This is a genomic window from Streptomyces sp. NPDC003327 (genome assembly GCF_053589515.1).
This window is the reverse complement of the sequence record NZ_JBSFSA010000003.1, coordinates 164,679-179,341: the sequence shown is the minus strand read 5'-3', so window position 1 is coordinate 179,341 and position 14,663 is coordinate 164,679. Positions and strand designations below refer to the sequence as shown.

Genomic DNA, 14,663 nt, shown 5'->3' with positions numbered 1-14,663 from the left:
ATCCCGACCAGGGGATGCGGGCCCCTCGCGCGTTCCCTGAGCGCGGGTGGAGGCGCCCCCTGGCGAGAGGGGTCGATCCATGAGAGTCGCTTGCCCCCACCCGTCGCCCGACCGCCACCCCTCATCGACGTTCCTCCGGAACGGCTTGCACTCACATAGGTCGAGTGCTAATCATTGGCGTTAGCACTCGGAAGGTGAGAGTGCTACGAGGATCGAGCACGACGAGGTCGCCGGCCGGGTGGGGCAAGGAACCACACGGACTCCCGGAGGCCGTCCGTCGCGGGCGTCGGCGCGTTCCTGGAGCGTTATCCACCCCATGTCCGGGAGGACCACTTCACATGGCCAAGATCATCGCGTTCGACGAGGAGGCCCGGCGCGGTCTCGAGCGCGGCATGAACCAGCTCGCTGACGCCGTCAAGGTCACCCTCGGCCCCAAGGGCCGCAACGTCGTCCTCGAGAAGAAGTGGGGCGCCCCCACGATCACCAACGATGGTGTCTCCATCGCCAAGGAGATCGAGCTCGAGGACCCGTACGAGAAGATCGGCGCCGAGCTGGTCAAGGAAGTCGCCAAGAAGACGGACGACGTCGCCGGCGACGGTACGACCACCGCCACCGTCCTCGCCCAGGCGCTCGTCCGCGAGGGCCTCCGCAACGTCGCCGCCGGCGCCAACCCGATGGCTCTGAAGCGCGGCATCGAGAAGGCCGTCGAGGCCGTCTCCGGCGCCCTGCTCGAGCAGGCGAAGGATGTCGAGACCAAGGAGCAGATCGCTTCCACGGCCTCCATCTCCGCCGCCGACACCCAGATCGGCGAGCTCATCGCCGAGGCGATGGACAAGGTCGGCAAGGAAGGCGTCATCACCGTCGAGGAGTCGCAGACCTTCGGTCTCGAGCTCGAGCTCACCGAGGGCATGCGCTTCGACAAGGGCTACATCTCGGCGTACTTCGCCACCGACATGGAGCGTATGGAGGCGTCGCTCGACGACCCGTACCTCCTCATCGTCAACTCCAAGATCTCCTCGGTGAAGGACCTCCTTCCGCTTCTCGAGAAGGTCATGCAGTCCGGCAAGCCGCTGCTGATCATCGCCGAGGACGTCGAGGGCGAGGCCCTGTCGACCCTGGTCGTCAACAAGATCCGCGGCACCTTCAAGTCCGTCGCGGTCAAGGCCCCGGGCTTCGGCGACCGTCGCAAGGCCATGCTGAACGACATCGCCATCCTCACCGGCGGCACGGTCATCTCCGAGGAGGTCGGCCTCAAGCTGGAGAACGCGGGCCTCGACCTGCTGGGCCGCGCCCGCAAGGTCGTCATCACCAAGGATGAGACCACCATCGTCGACGGTGCCGGTGACAGCGAGCAGGTCGCCGGTCGCGTGAACCAGATCCGTGCCGAGATCGAGAACTCCGACTCGGACTACGACCGCGAGAAGCTCCAGGAGCGCCTCGCGAAGCTGGCCGGCGGCGTGGCCGTCATCAAGGCCGGTGCCGCGACCGAGGTCGAGCTCAAGGAGCGCAAGCACCGCATCGAGGACGCCGTCCGCAACGCGAAGGCGGCCGTCGAGGAGGGCATCGTCGCCGGTGGTGGCGTGGCCCTGCTGCAGGCCTCCAACGTCTTCGAGAAGCTCGAGGGCGACCTCACGGGCGACGAGGCCACGGGTGCCGCGATCGTGAAGCTGGCCCTGGAGGCCCCGCTGAAGCAGATCGCCGTCAACGCCGGCCTCGAGGGCGGCGTCGTGGCGGAGAAGGTCCGCAACCTGCCCGTCGGCCACGGCCTGAACGCCGCGACCAACGAGTACGTCGACCTCATCGCCGAGGGCATCATCGACCCGGCGAAGGTCACGCGCTCCGCGCTGCAGAACGCCGCGTCGATCGCCGCGCTCTTCCTCACCACCGAGGCCGTCATCGCCGACAAGCCGGAGAAGGCCGCCGCGCCGGCCGGCGGCGGCATGCCGGGCGGTGACATGGACTTCTGATCCTCCGGGATCGGCGGTTCATCGCTCGACGGTTCCTCGCCCGAGGCGGGCCGAACCGAGTGGAACGCGACGAGGGCGGCACCCCCACCAGGGGGTGCCGCCCTCGGGCGTTGTCCGGACCGGTGCCGGCCCCGTGCCGGACCGGTGCCGGTCCCGTGCCGGACCGGTGCCGGTCCCGTGCCGGACCGGTGCCGGTCCCGTGCCGGACCGGTGCCGGTCCCGGTTCCGGACCCGCGCCCGGCAGTCGAACCCGGCAGTCGAACGTGTTCACTCGCTTTGTTCGATTGCCGGGGTGATCCTGGAATGGCCCCTTCGTGAAGGGATACGACGATGGTCACCCTCCTGACGACCCCGGCCGACCGCGAGCTGGTCATCACCCGCACGTTCGACGCCCCGCCCCAGCGGGTCTGGGACGCCTGGACCCGCCCCGAGGAGGTCCGCGTCTGGTACGGCGTCTCCGCGCTGACCACCACGGTCGTCGACATCGACCTGCGGATCGGTGGCGCCTGGCGCTGGGGCCAGCGCGCCCCGGACGGGCAGGAGTTCGTGTTCTCCGGGACGTACGAGGACATCGTCCCGGCCGAGCGGCTCGACTACACCGAGACCTTCGAGCAGATGCCGGACGCCCCGCCGGTCCGGGTCACGCTCACCTTCGACACGACGCCCGACGGCGGCACGGCCCTGACCAGCACGTCCTTCTGGCCCTCCAACGAGACCCGCGACCAGGCGCTCGCGGCGGGCATGGAGACGGGCGTCCGGGAGCAGTACGACCGCCTGGCGGCACACCTGCGGTCCGGGCGGTAGCGGACCCGGTCCCCGGGGGCGGGCAGGCGGGCGGGGCCCCTCGGACTGCGCTGACGGCGAACTCCGCGCCTCAGGAGGGAGCCCGGGTGATCAACTGGCCGCATGGACCTACTGATTCTGGGCGGGACGGCCTGGCTCGGCCGGGAGACCGCACGACAGGCGCTGGCCCGCGGCCACGCCGTGACCTGCCTCGCGCGCGGCGAGAGCGGCGGCGTCGCCGAAGGAGCGCGGCTCGTCGCGGCGGACCGGAGCGCCCCGGGGGCGTACGACGAACTGCTCGACCGTGACTGGGACGCGGTCGTCGAGGTCTCGTGGCAGCCCGCCTTCGTGCGGGAGGCGCTCGACGCGCTCGCCGGGCGCGCCCGGCACTGGACGTACGTCTCGTCCGTCAGCGCCTACGCCTTCCACGGGACGCCCGGCGCCGACGAGTCCGCCGCGCTGCTGCCCCCGACCGACCAGGAGCGGGTGGGCCGCGAGACGTACGGCGAGGCGAAGGTGGCCTGCGAGCTCGCCACCGCGGCAGCCGTCGGCGACCGGCTCCTGACCGCCCGGGCCGGCCTCATCGGCGGCCCCGGCGACCACACCGACCGTACCGGCTACTGGCCCGCCCGCGCGGCGCGCGCCCCGGAGGAGCCGCTGCTGGTGCCGGACCTCCCGCAGCTGCCCACGCAGATCGTCGACGTCCGTGACCTGGCCGCGTGGCTGCTCGACGCGGCCGAGGCGAAGACCACCGGCACGTACGACGCGGTGGGTCCCGTCGTGCCCTTCCCCGAGTGGATCGAGCTGTGCCGCGCGGTGGCCGGGCACACGGCGCCGGTCGTCCGCGCCGACTCGGCCCTCCTCGTCGAGCGGGGCGTCGGCCAGTGGGCGGGGCCCGATGCGCTGCCGCTGTGGGTGCACGAGGCGGACTGGCACGGCAGCCGCTCGGGCGCGGCCGCGGTCGCCGCGGGACTGCGCAACCGCCCGCGCGAGGAGATGGTCGCGGACACCCTGGCGTGGGAGCGCGAGCAGGGCCTCGACCGCGCACGCCGCGCGGGCCTCGGCGCGGAACGGGAGCGCGAGCTGCGCGCGTCGCTGTAGGGGGTACGGGGCGACAGCCGAGGGCCCCGTGGCGAGGGCTCGGTGGCGGCGGGGTCCGGCGGCGAGCGGCCCGGTGGGTGGCGGGGCCCCGTGGCGAGGGCCCCGTGGCGGCGGGGTTCCGGACCCTACGGGGCGACGAGTGCAGGGTCCTGGCCGGAGCGGCGGAGCGCGTCGGTGACGAAACCGTTCGCCTTCAGCTCCGCCACCACGGACCGCAGGAACGCCACGGTCTGCGGGGTCCGCGCGACCGTCGTCCCCACCGCCTGGCGGATCTCCATGAACCGCCCGTCGATCAGCCGTACGTCGTCGTGCGCGGCGACGTACGCGACCATCGGCTGCCGGATCCCGGCGCCCGCCTCCAGGCCCTCCTCCCGGAACACGTCCACGCCCTCCGCGCCGCGCACCACGCGCGCGTGGGCCAGTTCCCGGGACAGGAACAGGTCGTAGGCCGACCCCTGCTTGACCCCGATCCGCACACCCGGCGCGTCCACGTCCGCGACGGTGACCAGCCCGGACGCGCGGGGCACGACGTACACCCCCTCGATGACGACGTACGGCTCGGTGAACGCGACGTCCTTCTCGCGCGCCGGGTCCACCGCCAGGAAGCAGAGGTCCGCCCGCCCCCGCGCCATCGCCTCGTACGACTTCCGCGCCGCGTCGAAGCAGAGGAACTCGACCGGGAGCCCGAGCCGTTCGCCGATCTCCCGCGCCAGGTCGACGGTGATCCCGGTCGGTGCCTCGGTGGTCCCCTGGGCGAGCACCGGGTTCCCGAGGTTGACGGAGGCCCGCAGGGTCCCGGTGGGCGCGAGGTCGGCGGCGATGGCGGCGGTGGTGGTCATGGCAGCGGAGTCTAGGCGCCTTTCGGCGGGCGGGGGTTGACCCCACCTCAGATGCGCCTGCCCGCCGGATGGGGGCCGGGCGGGCGGTTCGGGAGGGTGGGGGCATGACGACGAAGCGTGTGCGGAAGGTTCTGGTCGGTGCTCTCTCCGGTGTGGTCGTCGGGGCGGGGCTCGTCGGTGGGGAGGCCTTCGCCCGGACGGGGGGCGGGCTGGAGTGGGGGGCGTGCGAGGCGCGCGTGAAGCCCGTCGAGGGGCAGGAGTGCGCCGTGCTCTCCGTGCCGCTCGACCACGCCGACCCCGGAGGTGAGCGGATCGACCTGGCGGTCTCGCGGATCCGGAGCGAGCGGCCGGAGGCGCGGCGCGGGGTGCTCATGGTGATTCCGGGCGGGCCCGGGGGCTCCGGGGTGCAGCGGCTCGCGGCGAAGGGGGAGGCGCTGCGAAAGGAGCTGGGCGGGGCGTACGACCTGGTGGCGTTCGATCCGCGCGGCACCGGGGGCAGCGCGAAGGCCCGGTGCGGGCTCGCGGACGAGGACCGGTGGATGGTGACGCTGCGGTCCTGGCCGGGCGCGGACGGCGGGATCGGCGCGAACGCGGCCCGGTCGAGGCGGATCGCGGAGGCCTGCGCCGCACACGGCGGGGCGATGCTGCGGAGCCTGACGACCGCGAACCAGGTGCGGGACATGGACCTGCTGCGGGAGGCGCTCGGCGAGCGGAGCCTGTCGGCCTGGAGCGTGTCGTACGGGACGTACGTGGCGGCGGCGTACGCGGAGAGGTTCCCGGGGCGGACGGACCGCTGGGTCCTGGACAGCAGCAACGACCCGGACCCGAAGCGGGTGGCGCGGGGCTGGCTCGCCGGGATGGCGGTGGGCGCGGAGGACCGGTTCCCGGACTTCGCGGCGTGGGCGGCGCACCCCGACCGGGCGGACGAGGGGTTGCGGCTCGCGGCCCGGCCGCAGGACGTACGGCGGGTGGTGCTGGACCTCGCGGCCCGGCTGGACCGGGAGCCGCGGGCCACGAGCACGCCGGGCGTGCCGCTGACGGGGCCGGTGCTGCTCCAGGCCCTCCAGCTGGCGCTGTACGCGGACGGGGCCTTCCCGGCCTTCGGGCGTCTGGTGGCCGACGCGCTGGACCCGGCGGGCGTGCCGGCGCTGCCGCCCGAGCTCGCGGGGGCGATGCCGGACGAGGCGGCGGCCGTGACGGTGGGCGTCATCTGCAACGACGTGGACTGGCCGCGCTCGGTGCCGGCGCACGCGCGGGCGGTCGCCGAGGACCGGCTGCGGCACCCGTTGACGGCGGGGATGCCGGTGAACGTGACGCCGTGCTCCTTCTGGAAGGGCGGGGCGGTGGAGAAGCCGGTCCGCGTCACCGACCGGGGCCCGTCGAACGTCCTGATGGTCCAGAACCTGCGGGACCCGGCGACGCCCCACTCCATGGGCCTGCGGATGCGGGCGGCGCTCGGCGAGCGGGCGCGGCTCGTGTCGGTCGACGGGGGCGGGCACGGCGTCTACCTCGGCAACGGGAACGCGTGCGGCGACCGGGCCGTGACGCGGTTCCTGACGGAGGGCGTGCGGCCGCCGGCGGACGTCCTGTGCCGGTGACGACCCGCCGTCCCGACGAGTTCAGGGCGTCGCGTGGAGGGCCGCGTGGAGCGCCGCGCGCAGGTGGCCACGGGCGTCGGTGAGGCGGCGTTCCGCCGTCGGGGCGTCGAGGTCGGCGAGGATCATGAGGATCGCGGTCTTCACCTCGCCGTCGGCGGCGGTGAGCGCGCCCTCGATCTGCTCGTCGGTCGCGCCGGTGGCGAGGGCGACGATGCGGCGCGAGCGGGCCTGGAGCTTGTCGTTGGAGGCGCGGACGTCGACCATCAGGTTCCCGTACGTCTTGCCGAGCCGGATCATCGTGATCGTCGAGATCATGTTGAGGACGAGCTTCTGGGCGGTGCCGGCCTTGAGGCGGGTGGAGCCGGTGAGGAGTTCGGGGCCGGTGACGACCTCGATGCCGTGCTCGGCGGCGGCGGCGAGGGCGCTGTCGGCGTTGCAGGACAGGCCGATGGTGAGCGCGCCGGCCGCGCGGGCGTGTTCGACGGCGCCGACGGCGTACGGGGTGCGGCCGGAGGCGGAGATGCCGACCACGGTGTCGTCGGCGGTGAGACCGAGGGCGTCGAGGTCGGCGGCGGCGAGGGCGCGCGAGTCCTCCGCGCCCTCGACGGCCTTGACCATGGCGGTGGGGCCGCCCGCGATGAGGCCGACGACCTGGGCCGGATCGGTGTTGAAGGTGGGCGGGCATTCGCTGGCGTCGAGGACGCCGAGCCGGCCGGCGGTGCCCGCGCCCAGGTAGAGCAGGCGGCCGCCGCGGGCCATGCGCGCCGCGGTGGCGTCGATGGCGGCGGCGATGGCCGGCAGCTGCCGGGCGACGGCCTCGGGGACGGTCCGGTCCTCCCCGTTCATCAGGGCGGCGATCTCGGCGGTCGGCAGCTGGTCGATCTCGGCCAACTCGGGGCGGAACGCCTCGGTGGTGAGGGTGGCCAGCTGGGCGCGCAGTTCGGAGTACGCAGGGGACACGTGCGGCTCTTTCGGTGCGGGGGGCGCTATCGCGTGCGGGGCGAGTGACGGTGGGCCAGGGCCTCGTAGGAGGCGGCGAGGGCGGGGGCGGCCGTTTCGTACGTCCGCTGGGTCACGCAGGTGAACAGGCAGTCCACGACGAGGAGTTGGCTGGTGCGGGACGACATGGCCGCGGGGCGCAGTTCGCTCTCGCGGGCGGTCGAGGTGGTCAGGACGTGGTCCGCGTACTGGGTGACGGGGCCGTCGGGTCTGCCGGTGACGGCGACGGTGGTGGCGCCGTGGTCGAAGGCGACGCGGAGCGGTTCTATGACGTCGCCGGTGGAGCCGGAGTGGGTGATGGCGATGGCGACGTCCCCGGAGCGGAGCTGCACGGCGTTGGTGACGGCGAGGTGCGGGTCGCTGTGGGCGTGGGCGATCAGGCCGATGCGGAGCAGCTTCTGTCCGAGGTCCTGGGCGACGAGGCCGGAGGCGCCGATGCCGTAGATGTCGATGCGGCGGGCGGTGGCGAGGGCGGCGACGGCGGCGCCGAGCTGCACGGTGTCGAGGCCGGCGGCGGTGTCGGCGAGGGTCTGCTGCTCGTCGTAGGCGAGTTTGGCGACGACGTCGGCGATGGGGTCGTCGACGGCGATGTCGGCGGTGACGGAGGGGGCGCGGCCGGACTGCTGCTGGGCGGCGAGCCCGGCGAGGGCGAGGCGCAGGTCGCGGTAGCCGGGGTAGCCGAGGAGGCGGGCGGTGCGGACGACGGTCGCCTCGCTGGTGCCGGTGAGTTCGGCGAGGCCGGTGACGGTGAGGGCGGCGCAGCCCGCCGGGTCGCCGGCGACGGCCTCGGCGACCCGCTGCATGGAGCGGGTCATGGAGGGGGCGAGGGTGCGCACCTTGGCGGCGAGCGCGGCGGGGGCGGGCGGCGCGTCGCCGGTGAAACTTTCCTTCACGTCATTGGTCACGCTTGAAAGATACTTTCGGGTGCGGGCGGCGACAAGACCCCCTTCCCCGGTGGCCGCGGCGGGGCGGGCGTGGCCCGTGGGGGTGGGCCTTCGTCGTCATCCCTCCCGCGGGGTGACAATGTCTGCATGGACGACATCGACCCCGTGGAGCAGGCGCTCCACGCCGCCCGCGCGCTGGTTCTGGCCGACCTGGCGGCCCGCGAGGTGGCCGCCGCCGAGGTCGTGTCGATGGTGGAGGACGCGGTGACCCACCGCCGCTGGTGGGTCGAGCAGTGGCCCGAGGGCGTGACGTACGTCGCCGGCCTCGTCGCCCAGGACGTACAGGACGCCCTCCTCGAACGGTACGGACGCTGGCCGCTCTGCCCCGTCTGCTCCTCGGGCGACCCGCACGCCCTGGACGTCGAGCCGGAGCTCGGACCGGACCCGCACTGGGTCTGCGGCAAGCAGGGAGTGGTGGTCGCACCGGTCGGCCGCCTCACGTGACGGGAGTGCGTGCGTGACGCTCTACATCGACCCGCCGACCTGGCCGGGCCACGGCCGCATGTGGTCGCACCTGGTCAGTGACGTCTCCTTCGAGGAGCTCCACGCCTTCGCCGCCTCGATCGGCGCCCCGCCGCGCGCCTTCGAGCGCGACCACTACGACATCCCGTCCGACCGCTACGCGGACGCGGTGGCGGGCGGCGCCGTCGAGGTCGGCTCCAAGGAACTGCTCCGGCGCCTCACGGCGGCGGGCCTCCGCCGCCCGAAGGGCCGCCCGGCCCCCCCCGGCTCCCTGAGGGGCCGGGGGCCCTCCTCGTACACGGGCGTGCGTCAGCGGGACGAGGGCGAGGCCGTCTTCTGCTCCCGCGGGAGGCGCGACGTCACCACGCGTGAGGGGGACTTCGTCAGGCGCAGGGACACCGCGGCCGCGCCGAGGGCCAGGAGGGTCATGGCGGCGCCCGCCCAGGCGGTGGAGGCGAAGCCGAGGCCGGCGTCGATGACCGTGCCGCCGAGCCAGGGGCCTCCGGTGTTGCCGAGGTTGAAGGCGGCGGTGGTGGTGGCGCCCGCGAGGGTGGGGGCGGCGCCGGCGACGTTGAACATGCGGGCGTTGAGGGCGGGGGCCGTGTAGAAGGCGGAGACGCCGAGGAGGAACGCGAGCAGCACCGTCGCGACCGGGCTCGACGCGAAGACGGCCAGCCCGACGAGGAAGACGGTCGAGGCGGTGATGCCGCTGAGCAGCACCCCGAAGAGGTGGGCGTCGGCGACCCGGCCGCCGATCGTCGTACCGACGAGGGCGCCGATGCCGAAGAGGCCGAGGACGGCGGAGACCCAGCTCTCGTCGAGGCCGGAGACGTCGGTGAGGAGCGGGGCGAGGTACGAGAACGCGCAGAAGACGCCGCCCGCGGCGAGCGCGGTGACGGTCACGGAGAGCAGCACCTGCCGGTCGCGGTAGATGGCCAGCTCGTCGCGGAGGCGGGGCTTCGCCTCCGGCACCGGGATGTACGGGATGCGGGCGAGGACGCCGACGAGGGCGATCGCGGAGGCGGCGCCGACGGCCCAGAAGGCGGCGCGCCAGCCGAGGTGCTCGCCGAGGAAGGCGCCCGCGGGGACGCCGAGGACGTTGGCGATGGAGAGCCCGCCGATCATCACGGCCATGGCCCTGGCCCGGGACCCGACCGGCACCATGGCGATGGCGACGGCGGCGCCGACGGCCCAGAAGCCGGCGCAGGCGAGCGCGCTGACGACGCGGGACGCGAAGAGGACGCCGTACGAGGGGGCGAGCGCGCCCGCTATCTGGCCGAGGCCGAAGACGGTGATGAGGGTGACGAGGGTCGTCTTGCGGGGCAGCCGGAGGGTGGCGACGGCGAGGAGGGGCGCGCCGACGACCATGCCGATCGCGAAGGCCGAGATGAGGAGCCCGGCGCGGGGGATGGAGACGTCCATGTCCGCCGCGATGGGTGGCAGGAGCCCGGAGAGCATGAATTCGCTCGTGCCGAGCGCGAAGACGGAGAGCCCGAGGATGTAGACGGCCAGGGGCATGCGGTCGCGGGCGGGCGGGGTCGTGGGGGTGGTGGCGGATGTCGTGGTCTCGGCTGAGGAAGACGGCATGACATGCGTCAACGGGTGATTCGTACCTGTCATTCCTGGCGCCCGGGAACTTCTCGCGATACGAGACGGGACGATACGAGACGAGACGAAAGCAGACGGTTACCTCGGACCGTCCGGCGTCGCGGCCGCCGCGCCGGGGGCGGGGGTGCTGCCGGGGGCGGTCGTGCCGGGGGCGGGGGTCGCGGTCAGCTCGGCGAGTTCCCTCTCCAGGTTCTCCCGGGCCCGCTCCTCCCAGACCGCCGCCCCGTACGGGGTGCGGAACAGCCTCGGCAGGTCCAGGAGGTGGCGCAGGACGGCGGCGCGGCCCGTGCGGAAGGCGTCGTCGGGCACGAAGCCGTACTCCTCGCGCACGGCCGCCGCGTACGCCCGGTAGCGGCCCTCGTCGCCCGCCAGGACCGCGAGATCGGCGTCGCAGAGGGTCTCGCCGTTGAGGTCGCCAGGGTCGGGGTCGTGGGTGACGGTCAGGCGGACGAGGCGGGCCACCTCGGTGACCTCGTGCGGGGTGAGCCCGGCCTCGGTGAGGGCCTTCTCGGCGAGGGCCGCCGAGCGCTCCTCGTTCTCGGAGCGGTCCGGCCGGTAGACGGCGTCGTGGAACCAGGCCGCGAGCCGTACGAGCTCCAGCTCCCCGCCCTCGCCGCCCTGGTCGGCCAGCTCGTCGATGCGGTCGAGGACCGCGCGGAGGTGGTCGACGGTGTGGTACCGGCGCTGTGGCTCGGCCCAGCGGGACAGCAGGTTCCGCCCGTACGGGCCGGGGTCGGGGCCCTCGCGGCCGGCACGGGCGGCGAGCAGGGTGGCGGTCCAGCGCTTGAGGAGCGCCGGGTCCTCTGCGGGATCCCCCGCAGGGGCCCGGGTCGTGGCCTGGGCGGGGTCCTGGGCTGTGGCGTCCCGGTCTGCGGTCATGGGGGCATTGTGCCCCGCGGCGGTGTCCGCGGCCCGTTCGTGTCCCCGACCCGCATGCCGGCGCGGACGCGCGACGGGCCCGGCCGTCCCGCCGCGGACGGCGGGCGGCCGGTCGCCACGGCACCGCGGGCACAGCGTCTCGTCCCCCATCGGCCGGAACAGCATGGGCTGTACGTGATCGCCCTCGCACTCCACCGCCCCCGCGAGCCGCCCGGAGACCGGGGGCCCGTCCGTACCGTGCCGCGGCGCCGCCGCCACCGGGAGCGGCGGGACCTCGCGGAGCAGGTAGCGCAGCAGCCCGCCGGGCCGGTGCACGGGAGTTCCGTCACGGGGCAGGCAGCGCAGGATGTGCGCCCGGACGTCCGCGGTCGTGTGCCCGGCGTCCAGCCAGCGGGCGACGAGCCCGGTCAACTCGTCGCGCATGGCGGGAAGTACGTGACGGAGAGCGGGCGAGACCAGAGGGAGCGAGCCGATGAACCGCCGGGCCTCCTCCGTGGCCCCCGGTGCCGATGCCGGTGCCGGTGCCGGAAGGGTGGAGGTTTTCGCTTCGCGGTCTTTGTCTGGATGACCGCCGGTCGGCGGGGCCACCGGATGACCGGCGGCCGGGCCACCGGCAGCCCGGATCCGCCGACCCGGTGCCACCTGCGACGACACCGCCTGCGCCGCCCCCCGCCCCGCTCCGGTGGCGACGGGCATCCCCGCCAGGACCTTGGCGGCCTCCTCGGCGCTCAACGGCGTGCTGGAAACGAGCTGTTGGGTGACCCAGAGCCCCCCGGCCCCCTGCACCCGCCGCTCGTGGACGAAGCCCTCCTCCTTGAGCTGCCGCTTGGCCCGCGTGAAGGCACACGCCCCGATACCCGCCCGCTCGGCGGTCCGTGAGAGTGATTCCCGGGCGCTGCGGGGAAGCGAGAGCTGCCACGTCAGCAGCCGTACGGCATCGGAGTTGAGCCGGGGATGCCGGATGATGTCGTGCGAGAACGGGGAGAAGCCGCGCGAGGGCGCGATAAAGTTGCGGTAGATCATTGGTGGAGGGGTAGCTTCCCACTAGTGGTTCAGGCCCTCGCCGATGGGTGCGAACCATCGCGGGGGCCGTTTTGTGCGAACGTACCGCACGGCATATGCCAGTTGACCCCCTGAAGCCCGAGATCCCCCCTTACGGGTGACAGTGCCGTTCTTGCGCAAAGTGCCCCGCCCGCCTATGACTTCATGGGCGCCACTCGCCGCAGGACGACGTGCTGATGATGCGCAGGGCGCCGCGCGGAGTGATGGCCTCGCGCTCCTGCGGACTGGCGGGCCAGCAGTGCTCGGCCGCGGCCTCCCACTCGAAGCCGCCGGGCCGCCCGAGGACGAGCCGGCCCGCGCAGACGCCGAGCACCCGTCCGGTGAGCGCCCTCTGTCCGTCCGTGACGACATCGCCCGTCGCATACCTCATGGGATCCCCTTCCGGCGGATCTTCGCGGTCTCCCCCAGGGGAATCGTCGAATCCGCCCGGGTGTCGAAGGAGGGGCATTTCTAGGGGCAACCGGCCTCCGGGCGGGCGAGATCGGGGAGGTCTGCCGCGATGCGGGTGCATGATGGGCCCATGGAGATCGGGGAACTGATCCGGGACCTGCGCACGGCGCGCGGGTGGTCGCAGGGGCGGTTGGCCCAAGCGGTCAACGAGGCGTACGGGACCAGTCTGGACCGGGAGTACGTGAGCCGATGGGAGCGTTCGAGGAACAGGCCGAGCGGGTTCTACCTCGCCAAGCTGGCGGCCGTCCTCGAGGTTCCCCTTGTCGTTCTCGAGGGTGAAGTGAAGCGACGCACGTTTTTGACCGATGTGGCCGGGGCCGCCATAGCTCCCGTGGCCGCCTCCGAGCTGCTCTCCGCGGGGTTCACCGCCCGGCTGGGCGGGGGGCCGTCGCCCGACGACTGGGAGGCCAGGCTCGCCACGTACGGCACGGACTACATGTCCATGGGCGCGGCCGACATCCAACGCAGGGTCACCGCTGAACTCGTTGTCGTGCAGCAGCAGTTGGAGGAGCCGCGGCTGTGGTCGGTCGCGGCGCGGCTGATGACCCTGTACGCGAAGACCTTCCCCGGCTCCGACGGCTCCAGGGCCGTGCACTGGTACCGGATGGCCGCGCGGGCGGCCGACGAGTCCGGTGACGCCGAGGCGCGTGTGTGGGTGCGAGGCAGGGCCGCCATCGCGCTCGGGTACGAGGGCGCCGCCCTCGGTGTCGCCGACGTCCTCGCCGACCAGGCGCTCGGGATCAGCGACCGGCCCTCCCTCGGCCTCCTGAACGCGGTGTACGGCAAGGCCCACGCCGCCGCTCTCCGGGGCGACCACGCCACGGCCCGCGCCCTGGTTGCGAGGGGGCGGAGGATCTTCGACTCGGCGGGTTCCTCCGAGCAGACGTCGGACTACGCGGTGCCGTGGTGGCGCCTGAACGTCTTCCGCTCCCTCCTGCTCGCCCGCCTCGGTGACGAGAAGGCGGCGGTCGAGGCGCAGGACGCGGCCCGCGGGGAACTACCCACGCTATTGCCCCGATTCGCCACGCACCTGGAGCTCCACCGGGCCCTGATGCTGGCCCGCTCGGGCGACCGGGCCGGGGGAGCGGCCCACGCCGCCGATGCCATGGCCGCCCTGCCGCCGGAGAAGCACAGCCTCACGCTGAGGATGCTGATCAACGAGATCAACGAGATCGACGAGATCAACGCGTAGGGGCGTAAATGCGCCTCGGGGCATGCTCGGCAGCGCCTAGCGTGGGGCCCGTGACGACTCAGGTGATCGTGCTCAACGGTGGGTCCAGCTCGGGGAAGTCCGGGATCGTGCGGTGTCTTCAGGAGGTGCTGCCCGGGGCGTGGATGGCGTTCGGGGTCGACTCGTTCGTCGACGCGCTGCCCGCGCGCATGCAGGCGTCCGACGACGGCATCGTGTTCGACGCGGACGGCGGGGTGAGCGTCGGGGCGGAGTTCCGGGCGCTCGAGGCGGCCTGGACGGCGGGGCTCGTGGCGATGGTGCGGGCCGGGGCGCGGATCGTCGTCGACGACGTGTTCCTCGGGGGTGCGGCGTCCCAGGAGCGCTGGCGCAAGGCCCTGGACGGGCTCGACGTGCTCTGGGTCGGTGTCCGGTGCGACGCCGCGGTCGCCGCCGGGCGCGAGGTCGCGCGCGGGGACCGGGTCCGGGGGATGGCCGTCCAGCAGGCGGACCTGGTGCACGAGGGCGTGGTGTACGACCTGGAGATCGACACGGCCCGTACGGAGTCGTGGGACTGCGCCCGCGCCGTCGCCGACCGCGTGGTCACCGCCCCGGGCGGCTGACGTTCCTCGGTGACGGGGGCTGGCGCATCGTCGACTTCTGGGAGTCGGAGGACGACTTCCGCGCCTTCGCGGCGAAGGCGCGGCCGATCTTCGAGCAGACCGGCGCCACGCCGATCATGCCGAAGGTGCAGCAGGCCGTGAGCGTCGTCCTCCGCGGCGACGCCTGAGCGACGGCGAGGC

14 protein-coding genes and 1 pseudogene are annotated in these 14,663 nt (G+C 73.7%); 9 read left to right on the top strand and 6 right to left on the bottom strand.

The annotated features are described in order from the left end of the window. Nucleotides 1-338: 338 nt before the first annotated feature. The 3 genes from groL to ACWDVG_RS03955 all read left to right on the top strand — a co-directional run bounded on the left by groL (nt 339) and on the right by ACWDVG_RS03955 (nt 3,851). Nucleotides 339-1,967, top strand: coding sequence for a chaperonin GroEL (groL, locus tag ACWDVG_RS03965; protein ID WP_451695907.1), 1,629 nt, complete (start codon nt 339-341; stop codon nt 1,965-1,967). Nucleotides 1,968-2,297: 330 nt separating this feature from the next. Further along, entirely contained in the window at nt 2,298-2,771 is a 474-nt protein-coding gene (locus tag ACWDVG_RS03960) for an SRPBCC domain-containing protein (RefSeq protein ID WP_451695906.1), read from the top strand. Between the two features lie 102 nt (nt 2,772-2,873). Next, complete coding sequence (locus ACWDVG_RS03955; RefSeq protein ID WP_451695904.1) at nt 2,874-3,851, top strand: NAD-dependent epimerase/dehydratase family protein; 978 nt, start codon at nt 2,874-2,876, stop codon at nt 3,849-3,851. 125 nt (nt 3,852-3,976) lie between these two features. Here the strand turns inward: ACWDVG_RS03955 and ACWDVG_RS03950 are convergent, their stop codons facing one another. Beyond that, nucleotides 3,977-4,690, bottom strand: coding sequence for a transporter substrate-binding domain-containing protein (locus ACWDVG_RS03950; protein WP_451695902.1), 714 nt, complete (start codon nt 4,688-4,690; stop codon nt 3,977-3,979). Between the two features lie 104 nt (nt 4,691-4,794). Here ACWDVG_RS03950 and ACWDVG_RS03945 point away from each other — a divergent pair, with 104 nt between their 5' ends. Then, the gene (locus ACWDVG_RS03945; RefSeq protein ID WP_451695900.1) at nt 4,795-6,288 is read left to right on the top strand and encodes an alpha/beta hydrolase; all 1,494 of its coding nucleotides are present in this window, start codon (nt 4,795-4,797) and stop codon (nt 6,286-6,288) included. A gap of 21 nt (nt 6,289-6,309) precedes the next feature. On the opposite strand, the gene murQ is transcribed toward ACWDVG_RS03945, so the two are convergent. Further along, nucleotides 6,310-7,248 (bottom strand): N-acetylmuramic acid 6-phosphate etherase, encoded by a 939-nt coding sequence (murQ, locus tag ACWDVG_RS03940; protein WP_451695898.1) that lies wholly within the window; start codon nt 7,246-7,248, stop codon nt 6,310-6,312. 26 nt (nt 7,249-7,274) lie between these two features. After that, nucleotides 7,275-8,192: a MurR/RpiR family transcriptional regulator gene (locus tag ACWDVG_RS03935; RefSeq protein ID WP_451695896.1), complete on the bottom strand. Its 918-nt coding sequence runs from the start codon at nt 8,190-8,192 to the stop codon at nt 7,275-7,277. 126 nt (nt 8,193-8,318) lie between these two features. Here ACWDVG_RS03935 and ACWDVG_RS03930 point away from each other — a divergent pair, with 126 nt between their 5' ends. Beyond that, the gene (locus ACWDVG_RS03930; protein WP_451695894.1) at nt 8,319-8,675 is read left to right on the top strand and encodes a hypothetical protein; all 357 of its coding nucleotides are present in this window, start codon (nt 8,319-8,321) and stop codon (nt 8,673-8,675) included. A 13-nt stretch (nt 8,676-8,688) separates the two neighbouring features. After that, nucleotides 8,689-8,955, top strand: a pseudogene (locus ACWDVG_RS03925) (DUF4031 domain-containing protein); the annotation flags it as partial. A 47-nt stretch (nt 8,956-9,002) separates the two neighbouring features. Here ACWDVG_RS03925 and ACWDVG_RS03920 read toward each other — a convergent pair. From ACWDVG_RS03920 to ACWDVG_RS03910, 3 genes are all read right to left on the bottom strand, one after another. Further along, nucleotides 9,003-10,211 (bottom strand): Cmx/CmrA family chloramphenicol efflux MFS transporter, encoded by a 1,209-nt coding sequence (locus ACWDVG_RS03920; protein ID WP_451696166.1) that lies wholly within the window; start codon nt 10,209-10,211, stop codon nt 9,003-9,005. 168 nt (nt 10,212-10,379) lie between these two features. After that, nucleotides 10,380-11,180 (bottom strand): HD domain-containing protein, encoded by an 801-nt coding sequence (locus tag ACWDVG_RS03915; protein WP_451696164.1) that lies wholly within the window; start codon nt 11,178-11,180, stop codon nt 10,380-10,382. A gap of 1,204 nt (nt 11,181-12,384) precedes the next feature. Beyond that, nucleotides 12,385-12,612: a hypothetical protein gene (locus ACWDVG_RS03910; RefSeq protein ID WP_451695892.1), complete on the bottom strand. Its 228-nt coding sequence runs from the start codon at nt 12,610-12,612 to the stop codon at nt 12,385-12,387. A gap of 150 nt (nt 12,613-12,762) precedes the next feature. On the opposite strand from ACWDVG_RS03910, the gene ACWDVG_RS03905 reads away from it, so the two are divergent. Genes ACWDVG_RS03905 through ACWDVG_RS03895 form a run of 3 tightly spaced genes read left to right on the top strand, consistent with a single transcriptional unit; the run spans nt 12,763 to nt 14,650 of the window. Beyond that, nucleotides 12,763-13,884 carry a helix-turn-helix domain-containing protein gene (locus ACWDVG_RS03905; protein ID WP_451695890.1) on the top strand — a complete coding sequence of 374 codons (1,122 nt, stop codon included), beginning with the start codon at nt 12,763-12,765 and terminating at the stop codon, nt 13,882-13,884. Nucleotides 13,885-13,934: 50 nt separating this feature from the next. Then, complete coding sequence (gene cpt, locus ACWDVG_RS03900) at nt 13,935-14,483, top strand: chloramphenicol phosphotransferase CPT (RefSeq protein ID WP_451695888.1); 549 nt, start codon at nt 13,935-13,937, stop codon at nt 14,481-14,483. Then, nucleotides 14,429-14,650 carry a hypothetical protein gene (locus ACWDVG_RS03895; RefSeq protein ID WP_451695886.1) on the top strand — a complete coding sequence of 74 codons (222 nt, stop codon included), beginning with the start codon at nt 14,429-14,431 and terminating at the stop codon, nt 14,648-14,650. Before cpt ends, ACWDVG_RS03895 begins: the two co-directional genes overlap by 55 nt. Nucleotides 14,651-14,663: the final 13 nt, after the last annotated feature.